This window comes from Williamsia herbipolensis (assembly GCF_036153515.1).
Lineage (GTDB): Bacteria > Actinomycetota > Actinomycetes > Mycobacteriales > Mycobacteriaceae > Williamsia_A > Williamsia_A herbipolensis.
This window is the reverse complement of sequence record NZ_CP108021.1, coordinates 495,070-518,476: the sequence shown is the minus strand read 5'-3', so window position 1 is coordinate 518,476 and position 23,407 is coordinate 495,070. Positions and strand designations below refer to the sequence as shown.

Annotated in this window: 25 protein-coding genes and 1 tRNA gene; 11 read left to right on the top strand and 15 right to left on the bottom strand. The window is 69.7% G+C overall.

Features of this window, described 5'->3' with window-relative positions; translation table 11 throughout:
• Positions 1-11: 11 nt before the first annotated feature.
• From OG579_RS02360 to OG579_RS02345, 4 genes are all read left to right on the top strand, one after another.
• Positions 12-890, top strand: a complete 879-nt coding sequence (locus tag OG579_RS02360) for a PAC2 family protein (RefSeq protein WP_045822781.1) — start codon at positions 12-14, stop codon at positions 888-890.
• A gap of 120 nt (positions 891-1,010) precedes the next feature.
• On the top strand, positions 1,011-1,358 hold the full coding sequence (locus OG579_RS02355) for a molybdopterin oxidoreductase (RefSeq protein WP_328857932.1): 348 nt from the start codon (positions 1,011-1,013) through the stop codon (positions 1,356-1,358).
• Positions 1,359-1,363: 5 nt separating this feature from the next.
• Positions 1,364-3,907: a nitrite reductase large subunit NirB gene (gene nirB / locus OG579_RS02350; RefSeq protein WP_328859133.1), complete on the top strand. Its 2,544-nt coding sequence runs from the start codon at positions 1,364-1,366 to the stop codon at positions 3,905-3,907.
• Entirely contained in the window at positions 3,904-4,251 is a 348-nt protein-coding gene (locus tag OG579_RS02345; protein ID WP_328857931.1) for a Rieske (2Fe-2S) protein, read from the top strand. The genes nirB and OG579_RS02345 overlap by 4 nt, the downstream gene beginning before the upstream one ends.
• A gap of 25 nt (positions 4,252-4,276) precedes the next feature.
• On the opposite strand, the gene OG579_RS02340 is transcribed toward OG579_RS02345, so the two are convergent.
• From OG579_RS02340 to OG579_RS02315, 6 genes are all read right to left on the bottom strand, one after another.
• A complete protein-coding gene (locus OG579_RS02340; protein ID WP_045822778.1) occupies positions 4,277-4,585 on the bottom strand; it encodes a hypothetical protein in 309 nt (102 codons plus the stop codon).
• Between the two features lie 46 nt (positions 4,586-4,631).
• The gene (mshC, locus tag OG579_RS02335; RefSeq protein WP_328857930.1) at positions 4,632-5,876 is read right to left on the bottom strand and encodes a cysteine--1-D-myo-inosityl 2-amino-2-deoxy-alpha-D-glucopyranoside ligase; all 1,245 of its coding nucleotides are present in this window, start codon (positions 5,874-5,876) and stop codon (positions 4,632-4,634) included.
• A 69-nt stretch (positions 5,877-5,945) separates the two neighbouring features.
• Positions 5,946-6,785, bottom strand: coding sequence for an SCO1664 family protein (locus OG579_RS02330; RefSeq protein WP_328857929.1), 840 nt, complete (start codon positions 6,783-6,785; stop codon positions 5,946-5,948).
• The gene (locus tag OG579_RS02325) at positions 6,785-7,468 is read right to left on the bottom strand and encodes a DUF3090 domain-containing protein (protein WP_328857928.1); all 684 of its coding nucleotides are present in this window, start codon (positions 7,466-7,468) and stop codon (positions 6,785-6,787) included. Before OG579_RS02325 ends, OG579_RS02330 begins: the two co-directional genes overlap by 1 nt.
• Positions 7,469-7,517: 49 nt before the next feature.
• Entirely contained in the window at positions 7,518-8,273 is a 756-nt protein-coding gene (locus OG579_RS02320; RefSeq protein ID WP_328857927.1) for a histidine phosphatase family protein, read from the bottom strand.
• Between the two features lie 116 nt (positions 8,274-8,389).
• Positions 8,390-9,232 (bottom strand): undecaprenyl-diphosphate phosphatase, encoded by an 843-nt coding sequence (locus tag OG579_RS02315; RefSeq protein WP_045822743.1) that lies wholly within the window; start codon positions 9,230-9,232, stop codon positions 8,390-8,392.
• Positions 9,233-9,312: 80 nt separating this feature from the next.
• Here OG579_RS02315 and OG579_RS02310 point away from each other — a divergent pair, with 80 nt between their 5' ends.
• Genes OG579_RS02310 through OG579_RS02300 form a run of 3 tightly spaced genes read left to right on the top strand, consistent with a single transcriptional unit; the run spans position 9,313 to position 11,787 of the window.
• Positions 9,313-10,365, top strand: a complete 1,053-nt coding sequence (locus OG579_RS02310; RefSeq protein WP_328857926.1) for a YncE family protein — start codon at positions 9,313-9,315, stop codon at positions 10,363-10,365.
• Positions 10,366-10,420: 55 nt separating this feature from the next.
• Entirely contained in the window at positions 10,421-10,675 is a 255-nt protein-coding gene (locus OG579_RS02305; RefSeq protein ID WP_055788473.1) for a DUF5703 family protein, read from the top strand.
• The gene (locus OG579_RS02300; protein ID WP_328857925.1) at positions 10,672-11,787 is read left to right on the top strand and encodes a quinone-dependent dihydroorotate dehydrogenase; all 1,116 of its coding nucleotides are present in this window, start codon (positions 10,672-10,674) and stop codon (positions 11,785-11,787) included. The genes OG579_RS02305 and OG579_RS02300 overlap by 4 nt, the downstream gene beginning before the upstream one ends.
• Before the next feature lie 33 nt (positions 11,788-11,820).
• Here the strand turns inward: OG579_RS02300 and OG579_RS02295 are convergent, their stop codons facing one another.
• The 3 genes from OG579_RS02295 to OG579_RS02285 form a co-directional block, all read right to left on the bottom strand.
• On the bottom strand, positions 11,821-12,363 hold the full coding sequence (locus OG579_RS02295) for a YbhB/YbcL family Raf kinase inhibitor-like protein (protein ID WP_328857924.1): 543 nt from the start codon (positions 12,361-12,363) through the stop codon (positions 11,821-11,823).
• Between the two features lie 108 nt (positions 12,364-12,471).
• Positions 12,472-12,984 (bottom strand): hypothetical protein, encoded by a 513-nt coding sequence (locus OG579_RS02290; RefSeq protein WP_328857923.1) that lies wholly within the window; start codon positions 12,982-12,984, stop codon positions 12,472-12,474.
• A gap of 115 nt (positions 12,985-13,099) precedes the next feature.
• Positions 13,100-14,488 carry a M20/M25/M40 family metallo-hydrolase gene (locus OG579_RS02285; RefSeq protein ID WP_408068728.1) on the bottom strand — a complete coding sequence of 463 codons (1,389 nt, stop codon included), beginning with the start codon at positions 14,486-14,488 and terminating at the stop codon, positions 13,100-13,102.
• A 105-nt stretch (positions 14,489-14,593) separates the two neighbouring features.
• Between OG579_RS02285 and OG579_RS02280 the strand changes: the two genes are divergently transcribed.
• A tRNA-Leu gene (locus tag OG579_RS02280) sits at positions 14,594-14,679 on the top strand.
• A gap of 23 nt (positions 14,680-14,702) precedes the next feature.
• On the opposite strand, the gene OG579_RS02275 is transcribed toward OG579_RS02280, so the two are convergent.
• Positions 14,703-15,242 carry a gluconokinase gene (locus OG579_RS02275; protein ID WP_328857921.1) on the bottom strand — a complete coding sequence of 180 codons (540 nt, stop codon included), beginning with the start codon at positions 15,240-15,242 and terminating at the stop codon, positions 14,703-14,705.
• Between the two features lie 102 nt (positions 15,243-15,344).
• Here OG579_RS02275 and OG579_RS02270 point away from each other — a divergent pair, with 102 nt between their 5' ends.
• From OG579_RS02270 to OG579_RS02260, 3 genes are read left to right on the top strand one after another with little or no spacing between them, the layout of a single operon-like run.
• The gene (locus OG579_RS02270; protein ID WP_328859132.1) at positions 15,345-16,742 is read left to right on the top strand and encodes an SDR family NAD(P)-dependent oxidoreductase; all 1,398 of its coding nucleotides are present in this window, start codon (positions 15,345-15,347) and stop codon (positions 16,740-16,742) included.
• Complete coding sequence (locus tag OG579_RS02265; protein WP_328857920.1) at positions 16,739-17,224, top strand: mycothiol transferase; 486 nt, start codon at positions 16,739-16,741, stop codon at positions 17,222-17,224. The genes OG579_RS02270 and OG579_RS02265 overlap by 4 nt, the downstream gene beginning before the upstream one ends.
• Positions 17,225-17,233: 9 nt before the next feature.
• Positions 17,234-18,262 carry a nucleoside hydrolase gene (locus OG579_RS02260; RefSeq protein WP_328857919.1) on the top strand — a complete coding sequence of 343 codons (1,029 nt, stop codon included), beginning with the start codon at positions 17,234-17,236 and terminating at the stop codon, positions 18,260-18,262.
• On the opposite strand, the gene OG579_RS02255 is transcribed toward OG579_RS02260, so the two are convergent.
• From OG579_RS02255 to OG579_RS02235, 5 genes are read right to left on the bottom strand one after another with little or no spacing between them, the layout of a single operon-like run.
• The gene (locus tag OG579_RS02255) at positions 18,250-19,386 is read right to left on the bottom strand and encodes an MSMEG_0565 family glycosyltransferase (RefSeq protein WP_328857918.1); all 1,137 of its coding nucleotides are present in this window, start codon (positions 19,384-19,386) and stop codon (positions 18,250-18,252) included. The genes OG579_RS02260 and OG579_RS02255 overlap by 13 nt on opposite strands.
• 11 nt (positions 19,387-19,397) lie before the next feature.
• Positions 19,398-20,297 carry a carbon-nitrogen hydrolase family protein gene (locus OG579_RS02250; RefSeq protein WP_328857917.1) on the bottom strand — a complete coding sequence of 300 codons (900 nt, stop codon included), beginning with the start codon at positions 20,295-20,297 and terminating at the stop codon, positions 19,398-19,400.
• Positions 20,298-20,322: 25 nt separating this feature from the next.
• The gene (locus OG579_RS02245; protein ID WP_328857916.1) at positions 20,323-21,777 is read right to left on the bottom strand and encodes an MSMEG_0567/sll0787 family protein; all 1,455 of its coding nucleotides are present in this window, start codon (positions 21,775-21,777) and stop codon (positions 20,323-20,325) included.
• Between the two features lies 1 nt (position 21,778).
• Positions 21,779-22,834 carry an MSMEG_0568 family radical SAM protein gene (locus tag OG579_RS02240; RefSeq protein WP_045822736.1) on the bottom strand — a complete coding sequence of 352 codons (1,056 nt, stop codon included), beginning with the start codon at positions 22,832-22,834 and terminating at the stop codon, positions 21,779-21,781.
• A gap of 9 nt (positions 22,835-22,843) precedes the next feature.
• Entirely contained in the window at positions 22,844-23,368 is a 525-nt protein-coding gene (locus tag OG579_RS02235) for an MSMEG_0572/Sll0783 family nitrogen starvation response protein (RefSeq protein WP_045822735.1), read from the bottom strand.
• Positions 23,369-23,407 lie beyond the last annotated feature (39 nt).

Genomic DNA, 23,407 nt, shown 5'->3' with positions numbered 1-23,407 from the left:
AGGCTGGTTCGGTGCACGCTGAGAAGACCGGCCATCTCCCCGCATTGCGGTCACCGATCCTCGTCGCAGCGTTCGAGGGCTGGAACGATGCCGGTGACGCCGCAAGCGGCGCGGTCGAACATCTGGCCCTGATCTGGGATGCGCAACCCCTCGCCGAGATCGATTCCGACGACTACTACGACTTCCAGGTCAACCGTCCCATCGTAAAGCAGGTCGACGGTGTCACGCGACGAATCGAGTGGCCGGCCACGTCGATCTCGTGGTGCAGCCCGCCCGGATCCGACCGTGACGTCGTCCTGCTCCGCGGCATCGAACCGAACATGCGATGGCGTGGATTCTGTGCGGAGATCCTCGACATCGCGCGGTCGCTCGACGTGCAGACCATGGTCATCCTCGGTGCACTCCTCGCCGACGCACCCCACACCCGGCCCGTGCCGGTGACCGGCACGGCCTACAGCACCGATTCCGCGCTGGCCTACAACCTGCAGGAGAGCCGGTACGAGGGCCCGACGGGCATCACCGGTGTCCTCCAGGACGCGTGTGTCCACGCCGGCATCCCCGCGGTGTCGTTCTGGGCCGCGGTCCCGCACTACGTGTCGACGCCGCCGAATCCCAAGGCGACGGTGGCGCTGTTGGGTCAGGTCGAGGAGGTCCTCGATCTCGAGGTGCCGCTCGGCGATCTGCCCGCCCAGGCCGAGGAATGGGAGCAGGCGGTCACCGAGATGACCGAGGACGACGAGGAGATCGCCGACTACGTCCGTGGCCTCGAGGAGCGCGGCGACGCCGAGGCCGGCACCGACGACGCGCTGTCGAAGATCGACGGCGACGCGCTCGCCGCGGAGTTCGAGAAGTACCTCCGCCGCCGCGGGCCCGGTTCGTTCGGCGCCTGACCTCGGGTCATGTCCGGCGGTCGCCTCTCACCGGCGGGGTGCGGGCCGGGTGAAGTCCTGACCACCGAGATGTAACACCGCGGCAAAGGCCCATTGATCCCGGCCACGAACACTGACGCCATGTCGTCGACTCCCATGTTCTGGCAGGGTGTGTTCGGTTTCACCGGCACCGGACTGCACTCCCCCGCCCCGCTGGACACCTCGCTCTCCTATGTGGTCCCACCCGGTATGACGGCTCAGCCCTTGTACTTTCGCGGCGGCAACAGCTCCGACGAACTCGTCTACGTGACGCTGACCCGCGACAAGGAGTCGATGCGGGTGTTCCCGATGGGCGCGAAGGCCTCGGTCAACGTGCCGCTGCGCGTGGTCTCCGACGTCGACCCCGACTCGGTGCTGGCCCTGACCTTCGCCGCGCCGCAGGGATGCACCGGATCGATCGTCGTCGATCTCGGCTGGGTGCTCGTGTGACCGCGGTGACAGGGGGCTCGGTGACGGGGGCCTCGACCGGGCGCCGTCGGCTGGTGGTGGTCGGCAACGGGATGGCCGGCGCACGGACGGTGGAGGAGATCCTCAGCCGCGGCGGGGGCGAGCAGTTCGCGATCACCATGATCGGCGACGAGCCCTACGGGAACTACAACCGCATCATGCTCTCCCACGTGCTCGCCGGTGAGAGCTCCATCGACGACGACGACCTGATGCTCAACCCCATGGCCTGGTACCGGGAGAACGGTGTCGAACTGTTCGCCGGCGACCGTGCGGTCTCGATCGACCGTTTCGGCAAGGTGGTGACGTGTGAGAGCGGCCGGCAGATCGCCTTCGATCTGCTGATCATCGCCACCGGCAGCACCACCTTCTTCCCCAACATGGACGGTCTGCGGGAACCCGACGGTCGGCTCGCCCGAGGGGTGTTCGGGTTCCGCACCATCGCCGACACCAACGGGATGCTGCAGATGGCCGAGACCGGCGGGGCCGACGAGGGTGCCGAGCGGCTGCGCGCGGTCGTGATCGGCGGCGGTCTCCTCGGCCTGGAGGCCGCATACGGACTGCGGACACAGGGCGTCGAGGTCGACGTCGTGCACTCTCCCGGTCACCTGATGAACCAGCAGCTCGACGAACGTGGCGGACGGGTGCTGCGCACCAAGATCGAGGCACTCGGTGTCGGGGTGCACACCTCCCGACGCACGACCTCGGTCATCCGCGACGACGCGGGAACCGTGACCGGTGTCGCGTTCGCCGACGGTTCGAGCCTGCCCGCCGACATGGTGGTGGTCACCGCCGGGATCCGGCCGAACGTGGAGCTGGCGCGCCGCACCGGTCTGGTGATCGAACGCGGGATCGTCGTCGACGACCAGATGCGCTGCGAGGACGAGGGTTTCCTCTACGCGGTCGGCGAGTGCGCACAGCATCGCGGGGAGGTCTACGGGCTGGTCGCCCCGCTCTGGGAGCAGGCCGTGGTGCTCGCCGACGTGCTCACCGGTGCCGATCCGACGGCCGCGTACCACGGTTCGCGGTCGACCACGAAGCTCAAGGTCGCCGGTGTCGATGTCGCGGCGATGGGCGTGAAGGGCCCCGAACGCGACGACGACGAGTTCGTCCAGTTCTACGAACCCCGCAGCGGCACCTACAAATCGGTGGTCGTGCGCGACAACAAGCTCATCGGCGCCATGCTGCTCGGCGACATCAGCAAGGCGAACTTCCTCACGCAGGCCTTCGACGAGAAGGTCGCACTGCCGACCGAACGCATCAGCATGCTCTTCGACATGGGCACCCCGTCGGCCGCGGTCGGCGCGGCCGAGCTCTCCGACGACACCGCCGTGTGCAACTGCAACGGCGTGACCAAGGGCGCCATCGTGGAGTGCGTGCGCGATGGTGCGCGCAGCGTCGGCGAGGTGGTCGCCGCCACCCGGGCCGGCAAGGGATGCGGGTCGTGCAAGGGGCTCGTCGCCGACATCGTCTCCTTCGCCGCGGACGGTGACCTCGCCGAGGACGTCTCGGCGAACTGGTACGTGCCGTGCATCCCGATGACCAAACCCGAACTGCTGGGGGCAATCCGGGCGAGCAACATCCGCTCGGTGTCGGAGATGTTCGAGAAGCTGGCACCGCAGGGCGAGGACGCGGCCGCGAAGATGCCGCTGGCGTCGCTGCTGCGGATGGTGTGGGGCCCCGACTGGACCGACGAACGCGGCGCTCTCTACATCAACGACCGCGTGCACGCGAACATCCAACGCGACGGCACGTTCTCGGTGGTGCCGCAGATCAAAGGCGGGGTCACCACGCCGGATCAGTTGCGGCGCATCGCCGATGTCGCCGACAAGTACGCGATACCGATGGTGAAGATCACCGGAGGTCAGCGCATCGACCTGCTCGGGGTGAAGAAGGAGGACCTCCCGAAGGTGTGGGGCGACCTCGACATGCCCTCGGGTTTCGCCTACGGCAAGAGCTTCCGCACGGTGAAGACCTGTGTGGGCACCGACTACTGCCGGTTCGGTCTCGGTGACTCGACGGCACTCGGCATCGCGATCGAACAGCGGTTCCAGGGTCTCGAGACGCCCGCGAAGTTGAAACTCGCCGTCACCGGCTGCCCGCGCAACTGTGCCGAGGCGTTGTGCAAGGACGTCGGCGCAGTGGCCGTCGGCGCGGCGGGCGCGGCGTCGGATCGATGGGAGATCTACGTGGGCGGCGCGGCGGGTGCACACATCCGCAAGGGCGACCTGCTCGCGACGGTCGACTCGTCCGACGAGGTCGTCCGGTTGTGCGGCATCTTCATCCAGCACTATCGGGAGCAGGCGAAGTGGCTCGAGCGGACCTACGCCTGGGTCCCGCGGGTGGGTATCGAGGAACTGCGGGCGGTGCTCGTCGACGACCGCGACGGCATCGTCGCCGGCCTGCAGGAGCGCATCGAGGACAGCGTCGCCGGCTACCGCGACCCGTGGCAGGACCGGACCGAACCCCGATCGCCGGCACAGTTCACCTCGGCGCTGCCTCTGCTGCCGCTCCCCCGGGTTCCCGTCCGATGACCGCCGACGTCAGCGACGGGGTCGAGACCCCGCGCGTGGCAACGTATGTGACCGTCGGGTCGATCTCGGATCTCACACACGGTGAGGGACGGGCCTACGCGGTCGGCGGTGTGCAGATCGCGGTCTTCCGTGTCGGCGCCGACGAGGTGCGGGCGACGGGAGCGGTGTGTCCGCATCGCGGTGGGCCCATCGCCGACGGCCAGGTCGACGGCGCGAAGGTGGTGTGCCCGCTGCACCAGTTCGCCTACGCCTTCACCGACGGCGCCTGTTCGGACCCGTCGATCGGATCGCTGCCGGTGTACCCGGCCCGGGTGGTCGACGGTGTCGTCGAGGTCGCGCTCTGACCCGGTCGGCATCGCCGCGGCGCTGTCAGCTGATACGTTCGATCGATACGACGGGCGTGGTGATGCGCCAGGTGCGCACATCGGGGTCGTCGGCCGCCCGCACCCAGAACTGGGCCGATTCGCCTATGCGGCAGGACTTCACGCCCAGCAGCGGGATGTCCTCGGAGTCGCGTCGCAGCGCACTGACCGCCCACGATTCGTCGGTCGACCCGCCGACACCGGGTGCGCGCAGCAGCGTCATCTCGGAGAAATCGAGCAGATAGGTCGAGGTCCGGGTGACGACGGTCCACACGCCGGAGGTGGTGTCGGGGTCGATCTCTTCCAGATGGGCCACCTGCAGGACTCTACCCAGCGTGCCCAGCCGGTGACGGGGTACCGCGTCAGCGACGCAGCTCGACGCCCAGCAGGGTGTCGAGGGCGTGCTCGACCTCGGTACCGGCGGTGGTCGACGATCCGAGACCGCGCACCGCGTCGGCCGCCCATGCATCGAGCGCGGCAAGGGCTTTGGGGGTGTCGAGGTCGTCGGCGAGATGCTGACGCACCCGGGCGATGGTGTCGGTCGGATCGGGTCCGGTGGGTCGCGACACCGCATCGCGCCACGAGGACAGTCGGGTGTGCGCCGTCGCGAGCGCGTCGTCGGACCACATGCGGTCGGTCCGGTAGTGATCGGCCAGCAGCCCGACGCGGATCGCGTTCGGGTCGACATCGGCCGCACGGAGTTTCGAGACGAACACCAGGTTGCCGCGGCTCTTCGACATCTTCTCGCCGTCGAGCCCCACCATCCCGGTGTGCACGTAGTGCCGTGCGAACCGACGCTCACCGGTCAGCGCCTCGGCGTGCGCCGCGGAGAACTCGTGGTGCGGGAAGATCAGGTCGCTGCCGCCGCCCTGCACGTCGATCGGCGACCCCAGTCGGTTCAGGGCGATGGCGGCGCATTCGATGTGCCATCCGGGTCGTCCCGGACCGTGCGGTGAGGGCCAGGACGGCTCTCCGTCGCGCGCGGCGCGCCAGATCAGGGCGTCGAGCGGATCACGCTTGCCCGGTCGCTGCGGGTCGCCGCCCCGTTCGGCGAAGAACGCGGCCATCGTGTCGTGGTCGTAGTTCGACTCGTAGCCGAACTGCGGTGTCGCGTCGGTGCTGAAGTAGATGTCGGGGTACTGCTCGTCGTCGACGATGTAGGCCGCACCCGATGCGAGCAGCTTGTCGACGACCTCGATGACCTCGTCGATCGACTCCACCGCGCCGATGTAGTGCCGGGGCGGCAGCACCCGCAACGCGGTCATGTCGTCCCGGAAGAGCTGCGTCTCGCGGGCACCGAGGTCGCGCCAGTCCTCACCGTCGCGATCGGCCCGCTCGAACAGGGGGTCGTCGACGTCGGTCACGTTCTGTACGTAGTGCACCTCGTGGCCGAGATCGCGCCAGATCCGGTTGACCAGATCGAACGTGAGATAGGTGGCGGCGTGGCCGAGGTGCGTCGCGTCGTACGGGGTGATGCCGCAGACGTACATCGTCGCCTCGGCTCCGGGTGTGACCGGCCGTACCTGCTGATCGGAGGTGTCGTAGAGCCGGAGCTGCGGACCCTGCCCGGGAAGCGGACGTACCTCGATGTCTGACCACGACTGCATATCTCCACCCTATGGGCGCGCCGTCATCGACCGTCGGGGCACCCACCGACGGGGCCCCCCGTCGACCGACTAGAACGCGGGCCAGGGAATCGGTCGGGACCGGTCGGCGCTGGGCATGACCGGGTTCTCGACGAGCTCGCGGGCGCGCAGGGCCAGCGCGGCCACCTCGGTGGGTGTGACGAGCATCGGCAGGTCGCGCGCCAACGCCGAGTCCGCGGTGGTGAGCTCGACGAGCAGCGTCTCGATGTCGGCGACGAGATGCGCGGGCACCGGTTCGTCGGCCCATCCCCACAGCACCGTGCGCAGCTTGTCCTCCGAGTGCAGGCAGATGCCATGGTCGACGCCGTAGACCTGCCCGTCGAGCCCCTCGAGGACGTGCCCGCCCTTGCGGTCGGCGTTGTTGATGACGACATCGAGGACGGCCATCCGCTGCAGTCGCGGGTCGTCGGCGTGCACGAGTGTGACCTCCTCGCCGCGCGCGTCGTAGGCGTCGATCACACGGCGGAAGTTCTCGGGCACCATCGCGGTCGGGCACAGGTCGACGAGATCGAGGTGTTCGGGGACGGTGTCGGCGGGTTCGGGGGTGTCGATCCAGCGTTGCACCATCCCGGGGCCGAACTGGCCGTCGCGGAACACCGTGGTCGGGATCACCGACCAGCCGAGTGCATCGGAGATCCGGAACGACGCGATCTCCCGGCCGGCGAGGGTGCCGTCGGGGAAATCCCACAGTGGTTGCTCACCCCGGACCGGTTTGTAGACGCAGCGCAGGCTGTGCTCGCCGAGGCTCGCCTCGCACACCAGGGTGGCGTTGCTCGCGCCCCGGATCTGTCCGATCAACTCCATCTCGCCCGTGCGCAGGATCTCCGCGATGTCGGGTGAGGACTCCGATTCCGCCGCGGTGGGCGGCATCAGCGTGACGGCCCGTCGGTCGTGTCGTCCCCTTGCCCGTCGTCATCGTCGTCGTCCTCCAACGCCGCGCGCAGGTCCGGGTCGTCGAACACGTCGGGGTCGACGAAGTCGAGCGACTTGTCGAAGGTGATCTCGCGCTTGTATCCGTTGGTGCGGACGCACATGTGCCCCGACGGGTCGAGCGGGAGTCCGCACAGCGGGCACGGCTCACGACCGGCCGAGATGACACGGGACGAACGGGCCGCGAACTCGCGCGCGGCCGCCGTGCTGAGGAACACGCGTACCGCGTCGGGTCCCTCGTCGGTGTCGTCGAGCACGACACTCTCGTCGAACTCCCCCTCGGTGATGGCGAGCAGTTCCACGACGACGGCCTCGGACTCGGCGTCCCAGCCCAGGCCCATCGTGCCGACGCGGAACTCGGCGTCGACCGGCATGATCAACGGACTCAGGTCCTCGATGTGGTCGGACTCCGGCGGCAACGGGGTACCGAAACGACGGTTGATCTCCTCGAGCAGCGCACCGATGCGGTCGGCGAGGATCTGCACCTGCTGCTTCTCCAACATGACGCTCACCACTCGCGCCTCGTGGGTGGCCTGCAGATAGAACGTCCGGTCGCCGGGTGCGCCGACGGTCCCGGCGACGAAACGATCCGGGCTACGGAAGACGTGGATTGCCCTGGGCATGGCACCTCCTGTCGCTGTCGTGGGTCGTGGGACGGGCTCGCATGGTCGGTCAGCCCGCGGAGGTCGTGTGCGTGCTCACCGGTGGTGCGCCGTGGTTGTCGTGGGATCCGGTCGAACCGCCGATCACGGCGTCGTCGGAGGCGGGTGCGGCGCCCGAGGCGGTGTCGGCGGGCGGCGGGGGCGCGGGCACGGTGGGCCGCGCGCCGGTGGAGTTGACGGTGTGCACGTACGGGCGGGACGAGCTGTAGCGGATCACGCTGACCGACGCCGGTTCGACGACGATCCGCTGGAACGAGTCGAGGTGCATCCCCATGGCGTCGGCGATGATCGACTTGATGACGTCGCCGTGCGAGCAGGCCACCCAGATCCCGGAGCCGTCGGGACCGCCGTAGTGCGCGTCGAGTTCGCGGATCGCGGCCACCGCGCGGCTCTGCACGTGCGCGAGCCCCTCGCCCTCGGGGAAGATCGCGGCCGACGGCTGCTGCTGGACGGTCTTCCACATGTCCTCGGCGAGCAGGTCCTTGATCGGCCGGCCCGTCCACTGGCCGTAGTCGACCTCGACGAGGCGGTCGTCGACCACCTCGGTGAGCCCGCGGGCCTCGACGAGTGGCGCGACGGTCTGTTGACATCGCTGCAGCGGGGAACGGACCACGGCGACGAGGTTCTCCACGTGGCCGAGACGGTCGACGACCTCGCCGGCCTGCTTGCGACCGGTGTCGTCGAGGTCGACGCCGACGCTGCGGCCGGCCAGCACACCCGAGGTGTTGGCGGTCGAGCGGCCGTGGCGCAGCAGGATGACGGTCACTTGACCACCCTATGCGGGAGGTGGGCGCGACCGCCGTCGTCGAGGTGCGCGTTCGCGGCGAGCGCAACCGGGCATCGCAGCGGATGGGACACGACCGCCGACAGGAGTCCGGGCGGTCAGGTCGCGCTGACGACCCCGCCCGCGAGCAGACCCAGGACCACGAGCCCCACGATGACGCGGTAGCCCACGAACCAGTTCAGTGAGTGTTTCGCGACGAAACGCAGGAGCCAGGCGATCGACGCGAAGCCGATGACGAAGGCGATGACCGTCGCGACCAGGAGTTGTGGACCGCTGGCCTCGAGGCCGTCGCCGCTGGGCGAGAAGGCGTCGGGTAGGCTGAACAGCCCCGACGCGGTGACCGCGGGGATGGCCAGCAGGAAGGAGAAGCGCACCGCCGCCTCCCGCTGGAGGCCGAGGAACAGGCCGGCACTGGCGGTAGCGCCCGAGCGCGAGACTCCCGGGATGAGCGCGAGGCACTGCGCGAGGCCCATGGTGACGCCGTCGCGCAGGGTCAGCTCCTCGATCGGGCGGCGGCGCTTGCCGTATCGCTCGGCGAGGACGATGACGGCCGAGAACACGATGAGCATCGTGGCGATCAGCCAGAGGTTCCGTGCGCCGGTGCGGATCTGGTCCTTGAAGACGAATCCGAGCAACCCGATCGGGATCGTGGCAAAGATCACGTACCACCCGATGCGGTAGTCGAGGCCCCGCTGCTCGGCGGAGAAGAGGCCGCGGAACCACGCGGCGACGATGCGCACGATGTCGCGGGCGAAGTAGAGGAGCACCGCCGCCTCGGTCCCCAACTGCGTGACCGCGGTGAACGAGGCGCCGGCGTCGTCGCCGAAGAACACCCCGGACACGATGCGCAGATGCCCCGAGGACGACACGGGGAGGAACTCGGTGAGGCCCTGGACGGCCCCCAACACCACGGCCTGGGTCCACGTCATCGCATCGGTCACCGCGCGAATGCTACGTCACGGCCACACCCCGCCCGACCTGAGCGCACGACCGCATCGAACCGTGCGCCACTATGGTTCTCATGCCCGCAACCCGCCCGGCCGCACGACACGCGGCCGCCCGACACACCGCCGGCGCCGTGCTGGCGGCCGTCCTCCTCGTCGCGGTGTCGGCGTGCGGCAGCGGTTCGTCGGACTCCCCCGACGTCGCCACGACCATCCCGCAGACGGCGCTGCCCGCGCCCACCGGCACCGACCGCCCGGCCGGATCGGTGGTCGCGGCCCCCGCCTCGACGTCGCTCGTCCTCGATTCGGCGGGAAAACGCGTCGTCGTGCTCGGTGCCGACCGCCGATCGGTCGTCGTGTACTCCACCGCCGCACCGACCGCGCCCGTCGTGACCCGGACGATCCCCCTGCCCGAGGCGGTGTCGTCGATCGGCGCGGTGTCGGGCGACGACCTCGTGGCCGTCGCGCCCTCGACCCTCGTCGATGTCGACCTCGCGACCGGTGTCGCACAGGGTCACGACGTGGCCGTCGGCGAGCCGTTGAGCGTGGGGCGCCTGTCGAACGGTTCGGTGATCATCGGCACCGCCGACGGGAAGATCGTCGAGGTCGGAGCCGATCGTCGCGTCGTGCGGACCGTCGACGGGCTGGTCCGGGTCGACGAACTCGCCGTGGCGGCGCGGGCCGGGAAATCCGATCAGGTGGTGGCCCTCGATCGTGCGCAGTCGTCGGTGACCTCGGTGGACATGTCCGACGGGTCGCTGGGCGAGGCGCTGCGGACGGGCGACGGTGCGACCAATCTCGTCGTCGACCACTACGGACGGTTCCTCGCCACCGACACCCGCGGGGGCGAGTTCCTCGGTTTCGACGGCGACCCGCTGCTCACCAAGTTCCGCTATCCGGTGGCCGACGGACCCTACGCCGTAGGATATGACGACGTCCGCAACCTGGCGTGGGTCGCGACCACCGGCGACAACGAGGCCATCGCATTCGACCTCGCGTCGGGGATCCCGACCGAGAAGCGCCGCGTGGCCACGGTGGGCCAGGCCGATGCGATGGTGGTCGACAGCGCGACCGGCACCGTCTACCTGCTCTCGGCCCGCGGCGACGGGCTGCAGGCCGTCAGCGGGTGACCGTGGTGACGACGAGAATCCGGGAGGCACAGTGCGACGTGGATCCGAGGGCCGTATGACCCGTTCCACCGCGTTCCCCGCCGAGTGGAACGAGATCCGCAGCGCCGAGGACTACGAGTACGTGCCCCTGCGTCTGCCGCCCGACGTCACGCGGGTGACGGCGTCGATGCGTCTGGCCATCGAGGCCGAGTTCGGCGGGTGGGAGATCTCCCGGGTCCGCCTGTACACCGACGGCAGCCGCAAGGTGCTGTTGCGGCGCAAGCGGACCCGCACCACCCCCGACACCGCTCCGGCGCAGGTGCACCGGTGATCGATCGGCTGTATCGACTGCTCTATCCCCTCGCACTGCGGGGCATGTTCCTGCTGCCCGCGGAACGCATCCACACGCTGATCTCACGCGCGCTGTCGACCCTGGGACCGCGCAGACCTGTGCTGGCCGCCACGACCCGGTTGTTCGCGCCGACCGACCCGATCCTGCGGTCACAGGTGTTCGGCGTCGACTTCCCCGCACCCCTGGGTCTCGCGGCGGGCTTCGACAAGAACGCCGAGGCCATCGACGCCTGGCCCGGAATGGGTTTCGGGTTCATCGAGATCGGCACCGTCACCGGCTCGGCCCAGCCCGGCAATCCGCAGCCGAGGTTGTTCCGGCTCCCCGCCGACCGAGCGCTCATCAACCGCATGGGTTTCAACAACCACGGTGCCGCGGCCGCCGCGCACCGACTGGGTCGGCGCCGCCGCGGACCGGGGTCGATCCCGGTGGGCGCGAACATCGGCAAGACCAAGCTCGCCGCGCCCGACGAGGCCGTCGACGACTACCGCACCAGCACCCGCCTGCTCGCCCCGCTCGCCGACTTCCTCGTCGTCAACGTCAGCTCCCCCAACACCCCCGGGCTGCGCGACCTCCAGGCCGTCGCGTCGCTGCGACCGCTGCTGGCCGCGGTGCTGGAGCTCGCCGACATCCCGGTGCTCGTGAAGATCGCCCCCGACCTGTCCGACGCCGACATCGACGACGTCGCCGACCTCGCGGTGGAACTCGGACTCGCCGGAATCGTGTGCACCAACACCACCATCGGCCGCGGTGGCCTGACGACCGACGCCGACGAGGTGGCGCGGATCGGTGCCGGCGGTCTGTCGGGCGCGCCGTTGGCCGACCGGTCGCTGGCGGTCCTGCGTCAGCTCTACCGCCGCGTGGGCGACCGCGTCGCACTGGTGTCGGTGGGCGGCATCGAGACCCCCGAGCAGGCGTGGGAACGGATCTGCGCAGGGGCGTCCCTCGTCCAGGGGTACACGGGTTTCATCTACGGCGGTCCCATGTGGGTGCGCGACATCCACGACGGGATCGCGCAACGCCTTCGCGCGCATGGCTTCTCGTCGTTGCGCGAGGCGGTGGGAAGCGAGAACGCCCCCCACGCAGCTGCGTGAGGGGCGTTCGTCGCACGGTTACCGCCAGCTGTGTCAGTCCTCGGCAGCCTGCTCGTAGGTCGCGTGGATGACCGCGCGCCCGATGGCGTGGCTGAACAGGTTGAACCCCAGGAACGCAGGTGTCGCGTCCTCGGGCAGGCCCAGCGACTCGACGTCGACGGCATGGACGACGAGGAAGTAGCGGTGCGGACCGTGCCCGGGCGGCGGCGCGGCGCCGATGAAGCGCTTCGCCGAGGCGTCACCGGCAAGGGTGACAGCTCCCGCCGGGAGACCGCTGCCGTTCTCGTCACCGGCGCCCTCGGGCAGCGAGGTGGTCGACACCGGGATGTCGGCGACGGCCCAGTGCCAGAAGCCCGACGCGGTCGGTGCGTCGGGGTCGTAGACGGTGACCGCGAAGCTCTTGGTGCCCTCGGGGAATCCCGACCAGCTCACCTGCGGTGAGGCGTCGTCTCCCCCGGCGCCCATGATGCCGCTGACCTGCGGCTGCGCGAAGGCCTCGCCGTCGGCGAAGCTCTCCGAGGTGACGGTGAACGTCGGGAGGTCGGGCAGGGCGTCGTACGGGTTGTAGCTCGACATGGGTGTTGTGCACATCCTTTCGAGATCACGTGCACCCGGGCGGGCGCATCGTGACCATCCAACGCCCGGGAACCGCGTACGTGTTCCCGGGCGTCGCGACCATGTCGATCAGTAGAGAGAGAACGTCGCCTTCCCGGGCAGGTTGGGAAGCGTGGTCTCACCGGACTCGTCGTACTTGCTGTAGGTCGTGATGGTCGATGCGACCCGCCCGGCACCGGGGCCGAACCCGAACCCGTCGAGGATGTTGTCCGGGAATCCCTCCACCGAACCGTCGGGACGAACCGTCTGGATTTGCCCGTCGGAGTTCCCGGTGGTCAGGTTGCGCCAGGTGACCGCCAGTTTGAATGCGCCGCAGTTCGCCCCGAATCGGCTGATCTGCACCTTCACTCGGTACTGCCCCGCTTTCGTCTGCGGCAGCTTGGTCGCGTTGATCACCGCGAAGCATGCGAACCCCGGCGTCACGGTGAGGGTCGGGGAGTAGGCCACCGCACCGGTGTTGATCGCCGGTGCCGCGGGTGCGGCGGTCGCCACCCCGGAGGCCCCGGTGATGGCTCCGGTGGCGATGACGGATGTGGCGATCAATGTGCGCAGGCGGTGCGAGCCGGAACGTGTCGAGATCATGTGTGTACTCCTCGTGATCACGGATCGGCGAATGCCGACCTCACGGGGTACGTCGACGTACCGACCTTTCGCGTTACTAGTTAGCGAGAAGAAGCGATAACGATCTGGTCTCGGCTCAGCTGTGCAGCAGGAAGTGCTCCAGGACTCGGGTGCCGAACAGCAGGCCGTCGACCGGCACGCGCTCGTCCACGCCGTGGAACAGTGCCGCGAAATCGAGATCCGGCGGGAGCTGCAGTGGGGCGAACCCGAAACACCGGATACCGAGTTTGGCGAACGCCTTCGCATCGGTGCCGCCGGAGAGCATGTACGGCACCGTCCGCCCATCGGGGTCGAACGCCAGGATCGCGTCGTTCATGGCGTCCACGAGGTCGCCGTCGAAGGTCGTCTCGTAGGAGTCGAGCTTGGTCACCCACTCCCGCGTCACGTCGGGACCGATCAGTTCGTCGACCTCGGCCTCGAACTGCGCCTGGCGGCCCGGCAGCACGCGGCAGTCGACGACCGCGGTGGCGGTCTGCGGGATCACGTTGGCCTTGTACCCGGCGTCGAGCATCGTCGGGTTCGCGGTGTCACGCAGTGTGGCGCCCACGATCCGCGCGATCGACCCGAGCTTGAACAGCGTCGTCTCGAGGTCCGGGGACGTGGCGTCGAGCTGCAGCGTCGACTCCTCGCTGACCGCGGCCAGGAACTCCGACACCGATTCGGTCATCACGAGCGGGAAGGTGTGGCGGCCCAGCTTCGCGACCGCCTCGGCGAGGATCGTGACGGCGTTGTTCTCGTGCAGGAACGACCCGTGGCCGGCGGTGGCGGTCGCGGTCAACTTCATCCACGCGATGCCCTTCTCCGCCGTCTCCACCAGGTAGAGCCGCTTGGTGGAGCCGTCCGGGGTGTCGACGGTGAGCGAGTAGCCGCCGACCTCACCGACGGCCTCGGTGATGCCCTCGAACAGATCCGGCCGGTTCTCGACGAGCCAGTGCGATCCCCACTTGCCACCGGCCTCCTCGTCGGCGAGGAACGCGAACACGATGTCGCGCGGCGGCACGGTGCCGTCGCGACGGAACTGCCGCGCCAGCGCCAGCGCCATCCCGACCATGTCCTTCATGTCGATCGCGCCGCGGCCCCACACGTATCCGTCTTTCACCGACCCCGAGAACGGGTGCACGCTCCAGTCCTCGAATCGCGCGGGGACCACGTCGAGGTGGGTGTGCAGGAGCAGGGTCCCCCGTTCGCGGTCGGCGCCGGGCAGGCGGGCGAAGACGTTGCCGCGACCCGGTTGGCCGGACTCGACGTACTCCGTCTCGTATCCGACATCGGCGAGCTGCTGTGCGACCCACCGCGCGCACTCCTCCTCGCCGACCGTGGTCGCGAGATCGCCGGTGTTGCTGGTGTCGAACCGGATGAGTCGGCTCACGAGGTCGACGACCTCGTCGGTCGCCCTCGGACCGCCGGGGTCGGACGTCTCGGAACCGGGGGCGTCGGATGCGGGGTTGTCGGTCACGGGAACCATCCTGTCACCCACCCACGGGCGCCTCGGTGGAGTGGGGATTTGGGATCCGACGATCGGGTCGGTTAACGTAGTCCGGCACTCACACGGGCGTCATCGCCCGTACATGTCCGGGTGGCGGAATGGCAGACGCGCTAGCTTGAGGTGCTAGTGTCCTATTAACGGACGTGGGGGTTCAAGTCCCCCTCCGGACACACTCTTTCGGTTTTCGCCGGTCTCACGGCACCATCTCGCGCAAGGCCTTCTCCACGGCGTCGATCGTGTCGTCGACCGACCCCGCCGTCGCGACGCGCACACCCCGTTCGTCGGGCTCGAGGTCCTCCAGCGTCGCGAGCTGCGACTCCAACATGGTCACCTTCATGTAGTGCCCCGTGCGCCCCTCGAGGCGACGCCGCAGTTCGTCGGCGGGCGCGGTCAGGTGCACGAAGACGACCCCGGCGCGTGCCCGGGCGATCTGGTCCCGGTACGCACGGCGCAGCGCCGAACAGGCGAACACGGTGGTCTCCCCGTCACCGTCGTGGTCGTCGAGCCACGCGACGACCGCGTCGAGCCACGGCGCCCGGTCGGCGTCGGTGAGGGGATGTCCGTTCGCCATCTTCTCGATGTTCGCCGCCGGATGGAGGTCGTCGGCGTCGCCGAACGGACGGTGCAGCCGCTCGGCGAGACCCTGGGCGATGGTCGTCTTCCCCACTCCGCTGACGCCCATGACGCAGAGGTGGGGGCCGGCGATCGGGTCCGCGGAGCGCGTGTCGGTCACGCCACCCTTCTAGCACAGCCGGGCGGTGTCGAGACGGTTCGTGCCGGACGCACGGTCTCTCTACACTGGCCTCCCGTGACCTCACCGATCGATCCTGCCGACATGGCCACGGTCCGGCGTGTCCTCGATCAGGTGGCGACCATGGACACGGGGCATCCCGACTCGATCGAGGTGCAGCGCGCGGTGGCGCACATGTTCAAGCTCGCCAAACGGTCGAAGAAGAAGGCGCGTCACGCCGAGCGCCTCGCCGCCGACCGCGCCGTGTTGGGCGCCACCGCCACCGGGTCGGCCGATCGCATCGACGACGAGACCGCCGGTGTCGGTCTGTCCGGTGACGGCACCGGTGTGGCCGGGCACCTCATCCGTCCTCAGGCCTGCTACATCTGCAAGACCGAGTACACCGAGGTCAACGCGTTTCACCATCAACTGTGTCCGGACTGCGCCGCGGACAACCGCGCACGCCGCAACCAGCGCACCGATCTGCGCGGCCGCCGCGCCCTGTTGACCGGGGGACGCGCGAAGATCGGCATGTACATCGCGCTGATGCTGCTCCGCGACGGCGCCGAGCTGACCATCACCACGCGGTTCCCCCGCGACGCCGCCCGCCGGTTCGCCCGGCAGACCGACGCCGACGACTGGCTGCACCGACTCACCATCGTCGGCATCGATCTGCGTGACCCGGCGCAGGTGGTGGCCCTGGCCGATTCGGTCGCCGCGCGTGGCCACCTCGACATCCTGGTCAACAACGCCGCGCAGACCGTCCGTCGGTCGCCGGGGTCGTACCGCTCCCTCGTCGACGCCGAGGCCGCTCCCCTGCGCGGCGCCGCGGCGGCCATCCCCGCCCTCATGATGGGCGACAGCTCGGAGCTGCACCCCAACGCCCTCGCCGGCGGGTCGACTTCCGACGCGGCCGCGGAATCGTTGGCGGCCCTGGCGATGACGGCCGGCTCGGCGTCACCGGCGCGCATCGCCGACGGCACGGCCGTCGACGCCGGTGGACTGCTCCCCGACCTGGTGAGCTCCAACAGCTGGGTCGCGTCGGTCGACCACGTCGACCCGCTCGAACTCCTCGAGGTCCAACTGTGCAACAGCGTGGCGCCGTTCATCCTGCTGTCGCGCCTCACCCCGGCGCTGCGGGCCTCACCCGCCCGACGCAAGTACGTGGTCAACGTGTCGGCGATGGAGGGCATCTTCTCGCGCGGTTACAAGGGGCCGGGACATCCGCACACGAACATGGCGAAGGCGGCCCTGAACATGTTGACCCGCACCAGCGCCGGGGAGTTGTTCGACGACGGCATCCTGGTGACCGCGGTCGACACCGGGTGGATCACCGACGAGCGTCCGCATGAGTCGAAGATGCGTCTGGCCGACGAGGGCTTCCGTGCACCACTCGATCTCGTCGACGGCGCGGCGCGGGTGTACCACCCGATCGTCGACGGCGAGAACGGGATCGACCTCTACGGCTGCTTCCTCAAGGACTTCGAGCGGTACCCGTGGTGACCGATCCCCTGCACGCGGCCGCGGCGACGATCATCGACGAGACGTTGGTGTCGATGCGGACGATCGTCGCCGATCTCGGCGACGAGCTCGCGAACACGACCCCGCCGCTGCCGCAGACGAATTCGCCCTACGCGATCGTGTTCCACTGCGTAGAGCTGACGAAGTTCTGGGCCGGCAGTGTCATCGGTGGCGAGCAGATCCCCCGTGACCGCGCCGCCGAGTTCCACGCCACCGGCACCACCGCGGCCCTGTGCGACGCCGTCGACGACGTGCGGACACGCGTCGGCGACTGGCTGCACATCGCCGTCACCGAGGGGGTCCGCGACCGCGACGTACGCGGGTCGACCCGCACCGCCGACATCGCCGAGGCGACGCCGCAGTGGATCGTCCTGCACATCCTGCGCGAGCTCGCCCAACATCTCGGCCAGCTCGAACTCACCCGCGACGTCCTCCTCGACGCGGTCGACACACACGGCGGATAGTGTGCGCGGGTGACCGTGCACCCCATCGTGTTGGACTGCGACACCGGCATCGACGACTCCCTGGCGTTGCTGTACCTGCTGTCCCATCCCGACGCCGACCTCCTCGCCGTCCTCTCCACGGCCGGCAACGTGCCCGCAGACGTGGTGTGCGCCAACAACCTCGCCTGGCTCGAGCTGTGCGACCGCGACGACATCGAGGTCTGTCTCGGCGCGTCGACGCCGTTGGTCGCGGAGCTGATGACGACCGAGGACACCCACGGTCCCCTGGGCATCGGCTACGCCGACCTGCCGCCCGCACCCCGTGCACCGTCGTCGCGATCGGCCGCCGACGCCTGGATCGAGATCACCGCGGAGCGGCCCGGCGAGGTCGTCGGACTGGTCACCGGGCCGCTGACCAACCTCGCGCTGGCCATCGAGCGCGACCCCGAACTGCCATCGCGTCTGCGACGACTCGTCGTGATGGGCGGAACGTTCCACCACCCCGGCAACACGACACCGACCTCGGAGTGGAACGTCGCCGTCGATCCCGAGGCCGCGCAACGGGTGTTCGCCGCCTTCGGACGCGACGGCGCACCTGCCCCCGTCATCTGTCCCCTCGACCTCACCGAGACGATCGTGATGACCCCCGATCACCTGGGTCGTCTGGCCGCGCAGGCGGGCAGCGCCCCGGTGGAACAACCCTCGGTGACCGACGAGCGTGGTCTGCGCTCGGTGGCCGACAACCGGGTGGTGCGTCACCTCGTCGACGCGATCCGGTTCTACTTCGAGTTCCACGCTGATCACGACGAGGGCTACATCGCCCACATGCACGACCCGTTCGCCGCCGCCGTCGCCCTCGACCCCACGGTGGCCACCACCCGCCCCGCCGTGGTCGACGTCGAGCTCGTCGGCACCCTGACACGCGGCACCACCGTCGCCGACGAGCGCGGCATGTGGGGGCGGGATCCCAACGCCGCCATCGCGACCGCGACCGACCCCGATGGCTTCTTCGACGATCTGATCGATCGGATCGCCGGACTCGCCGCTCAGGTGCGCTGAGCAGGACGGGAGTGGGCCGGGCGGGGGTGCGCGGCGTAGAACTCGAGGTGTCGAGCCGCGGCGGTCTCCCAGGTCATCGACTGCGCGAGGGCGCGGCCCGCGTCGGCGCGGTCGGTGTCGGTGCGGTCGGGCTGGGAGGTGATCGCCTCGTCCAACTCCCGGGCCAGCTCCTCGACGGTGGCGGCGTATCCGACGGTGTCGCCGAACACCTCTCGGAGCACCGGCAGATCGCGGGTGACGACCGGACGACCGGCGGCGAGTGCCTCCATCGCGGCGAGTCCGAACCCCTCCTTCACCGACGGGAACGCGAACACCTCGGCCGAGGCGACGAGCGCGGGGAGTTCGTGCTCGGCGACAGTGCCCAGCACGACCGGTGCGACCGCGAGTTCGGCGCGACGTCGGTCGAACGCCTCGCGGTACTCGCGGTAATCGAAGAGCGTCTCACCACCCGCGAACACCAGCGCGACGTCGGGGTGCGAGATCTGTAGCAGCGCATACGCTTCGAGGAGGTCGATGCTGCCCTTGCGGGGTTCGATGCCGCCGACGGCGAGGATGTGGCGGCCGAGTCGGTCGCGCCACCGATCGCGCCCGGCGGTGGCCGCGGGGGTGTCGGTCGCGGCGGCGGCGAACCGCTCGGCGTCGACGCCGTTGGCGATCACGGTCGGGTCCAGACCCCAGCCCGCGGTCACCTCCGCCGCCACCGCCGCCGACACGCAGATGTGGGCGTAGGGCTCCGCGATCGCCTTCTCGTGGCAGTCCGCGAGCACCGGGGTGGTGAAGGTGTCGAGGTGGTGCACGGTGCGGATGCACCGACCCACGGCGTTCGCGCTGATGCAGTCCTGGGCGTGCACGATGTCGTGGTCGTCGGGGGTGAAGGCGCGACGCATGGTGTCGATGGACCGGACGATCCGCTCGGTGACGGTCTCACCGTCGACGGTCGGGAAGTCGATGAGCCGCACGCGGACCCGTGGATCGACGGCGCGGAAGAAGCCGCGGTCGCCGGCGCGGGCCAACGACCACACCGTCACCTGCGCGCCCGCGTCGACGAGCGCCTCGGCGAGGTTCAGGGTGTGGACGACCCCGCCGCGCGGCTTGGTGGAGTAGGTGATCAGGGCGATGTGCACGGGGCTTCTCCCTAGCTCGTGGGCAACGTCTGCGGCGCCGCAACCGGCCCCGTGCCGGTCGGTGCCGCGGGAACGTAGGTGTCGGGTCGCCGTTCGGCGAGATGGTGCAATACCTTGCGCGCGCGGGTGATCTCGGTCTCGACGTCCATCGTCACCGTGGCCATACCGCCCTTCGATCGGGTCGTGGCGAGGATCTCGCCACCGGGACCGACGATCTTCGCCTGGCCGAGGAACCGCAGCGACCCCATCACGCCGGTCTGGTTCGACGACACCAGGACAACCTGGTTCTCGGCCGCGCGGGCGGCGTCGTAGAGATCGAACAGGCGCGACTGGCGGTCGGCGGGCAGCCGTGAGGCGCGGTCGGTGACGCTCGCCGGCCACGCCGACAACGCGGCGATGACATGCGCCCCGTCGACGGCGACGGCACGGGCGGCCTCGGGGAAGGTCTTGTCGTAGTCGATGAGCATCCCCATCCGCCCGACGGGGGTGTCGAAGGCCGTGAACCGATCGCCGGCGGTGTAGGCGATCGACTCCCCCGCGGGTTGGTGCACCTTGCGATGGGTACCGAGGATGCCGTCGCCGCTGACACAGACTGCAGAGTTGTACCCGCTGCGTGCGGCGTCTGGTCCGTCGTCGGAGACCTCGGCGTACCCGACACACACGGTCATGTCGCCGGCCGCGGCGATGATCGCGGCGATCTCGGGTCCGTCGGTGGCGAGCACCGGCGGCAGTTCGGTGAGGTCGGGACTGCGCAGGTCACCGATGTACCCGCCCAGGCTGGCGTCGGGGAACACCAGGAGATCGACGCCGTCGCGGCGCGCGGACTCGATGATCCCGACCACCTTCGCGACGCTGCGCTCGAGGTCGCGACCGAAGTGTGCGGCGACCGCACCGATGGTGATCGGCGCCATCAGCGCCCACCCGGGTGATCGGGGGTCACGCGCGACCCAGTCCGGTGACCCCCGAGTTCACCGCGGTCGTGGTCACACCGTCCGGCCAGCGCAGGCGCACACCGGGGGTCGCGGTCAGCCGTCCGCACACCGCGGTCTCGACATCCCTCGGCAGTCCCGTGGGCGCCGCGGTACCCGCGCGGTCGGCGGTGAGCATCGCGAATCCGGGGAAGCACGTCAGCCAGGATCCCATGTCGACCCCGCTCGGACGGGGAACGGCGGCGACGTCGATCTCCGCACCGGTCCCGCACGCCTCGGCCAGCATCCCGGTGGTGCCCGCGATCCCCGCCATGCTGACGTCCTTCGCCGCGCGCGGGGAGAGATCACGCACCATCGCGTTCATCGCGCGGAGGTCGTGCGGGGCGCGTGTGCTCGTCGAGTCCCATTGCCCGCCGTGGTATCCGGGTCGCCATCCGCCACTGACGTCGACGGTGACCCGGAGGTGGTCGCCGACATCGGCGCCGCCGGCCGGTACGGGTCGTCGGGTGGTGCCCAGTGCGGTCACCGACAGGGAGGCGGGCACCCCGAGCTGGGTGTGGCCCCCGAGGACCGGCACACCCCACGCGGAGGCGGCACCGGCCATACCCCGCACGATCCGGGTCAGTTGGGACCGTGTGGTGGCGCCGACGGCATCGAGGAGGCCGGTCGGTGTGGCCCCCATCGCGGCGAGATCGTTGAGGTTGACCAACACCGAACACCAGCCGGCCCATTCGGGGTCGCGGTCCACCATCGACGGGAGGATGGCGTCGCAGGCGGCGACGACGTCGCTGCCGGGAACGGGTACGCCGTCGTCGCCGGTGAAACCGGCCGGACCCAGCCCGCCCGGTTGCTGTCGGAACGGTGCCAGGGCCTCGGCGAGGAACGACTTGGTCCGCTCGGCGACCCGCTCGATGCGCCGCGGATCCCACCGCATCCGGACATGGGGTCGGCCGCCGATCTCGCACTCACCGACGTCCTCCCAACCGAGGTGGGCGAACATCCGGCGGTGCGGTCGCTGCACGGTCGCCTCGAACCGCAGTACCCCGCGCTCGGAGGCATGTGCGCACGCCGCGCGCACCAGCGCCGGACCGATGCCGATGTCGTGGCGTGACCGGTCGACGACGAGGCGGCTCCCGGTCCACCACCCGATGTCGGGTGTGTCGATCCCTGATCTGTGGTCGATCCCCCACCCGTGCTGTGGCGCGAGGCGCACCCCGCCGACCACAGTTCCCTCGGGGGTGACGGCCACGAGCACGAGGGTGCGCGGGTCGTCGTCGACGTCGTCGATGTCGCTGCCCGAGAACACCTTCTGCTCGTCGACGAACGCCTCGCGGCGCATTTTTCGGTAGGCGTCGTGGTGCGCGGATGACGTCGCGGGGGTGATGAGGAAGCCGACCCGTGTGGCGTCGAGACCCCGCGGCAGCCCGGAGAGGATCGACATCTCGGCGGTCGGTGGACGCATGTCAGCCGCCGACGTTCGGCAGGATGCTGCACGCGCCGCAGGCGGCGCAGCCCGCGTTCTGGTCGGCGCCGCTCATCCCGGACAGGCGTAGGTGTTCGGCGACGCCCCGCGAGACCTTTTCCAGGACAGCGGCATCGGGTGCCCGGGCGCCGTCGACGTCCACGGCGAGGGTGCCAGGATGCGGGCGGAACGGCACGACGAACGGGTAGACGCCGGCGTCGATGAGCTCGCGCGCCCCGGCGACCATCTCATCGGGGTCCTCGCCGAGACCGACGATCAGGTAGGTCGAGACCTGGTTGCGCCCGAAGACGCGCACCGCCTCCGCCCACGCCGCCCGGTATTCGGAGAGCGCGACGGTGGCTTTGCCCGGCATCCACCGCCGTCGGACGTCGTCGTCGAGCGACTCGACGTGGATGCCGATCGACCGGGCACCGGCCTCGTGGAGTTCGGTGATGGTGCCGAGATCCGCGGGCGGCTCGCACTGCACCTGGATCGGGAGATCGGGTACCGCCGCACGCACCGCACGCACACACCGCGCGAGATGTCGGGCGCCGCGGTCGCTGCCGGCCGAGGTGCCGGTGGTCATCACCATCTGCCGCACACCGTCGAGCCGGACCGCGGCCTCGGCGACCTCGGCCAGCTCGTGCGGCTTCTTCACCGCGACCGTGGCCCCCGACCGCAGCGACTCCTCGATGGAGCAGAAGCGGCACCGTTGGTCCTCGCCGTAGCGGATGCAGGTCTGCACCACCGTGGTCGCCAGGACGTCCCGCCCGTGCAGCTTCGCCAGCTTCTCGTAGGCGACCCCGTCTGCGGTCTGCAGATCGTAGAACCGCGGACGGTCGACCGCCGAGACGTCCAGGCCGGTGTCCACGCCGTCGAGCAGCACCCTGTCCCCGTCGAACACGAACGGGCTCAACGGGTTGCGCGGGATCGCGGCACTGAGTCCGTCGATGACGAGATGTCCGTCGTCGCTGGGTCCGGCGCCGGGTGACCGGGTGACCGGGGCGTCGCCCCGGAATCCGAGCAGGGCGAGATCGACGCGCGTGGAAACCGACATGTCCGTCTCCTAGACCATGTACGTCGAGTTGATGATGGCGCCCTTGCGTGCGTAGTGGATGAGCGCGTCCTGCACGTCGAGGGGGTGGGCGGGGATGACACCCTCGATCAGGTCCTCCTCGCGCCCGCCGTGCAGCGCCAGACCGAAGCGGCAGCAGTAGACCGTCCCGCCCTCGGCGATGAACGTCTCCAGCGAGCCGTTGATGTTCTGCTCACCCGGGAAGCCGGAGTCGCCGGTGGTGGGGAATCCGCGTGTCGCCGAACAGTTCATGGCGCCGGGACCGTAGAAGTAGATGGCCGACTCGAACCCCTTGCGCAGTGCCCGGGTGGCCTGCAGGACGGCGACGAAGCTCACCGACGATTCGTGGGCGATGCCGTGTACGAGGGTGAAGTAGGTCTCCCCGTCCTCGGCCTGGTAGTCGGGGAACAGCTTCGTCGAGCCGTAGATGTTCGACCCCTTGGGAAGTGAGGGGTGCGGGATCTCGGCGAGAGACTTCGCGATGTTCTCGGCGATCTGGTCGTCGATCTCGGACATGGGTCCTCCTGGAGGTGAGGAGATGACGGGAGGTGTCAT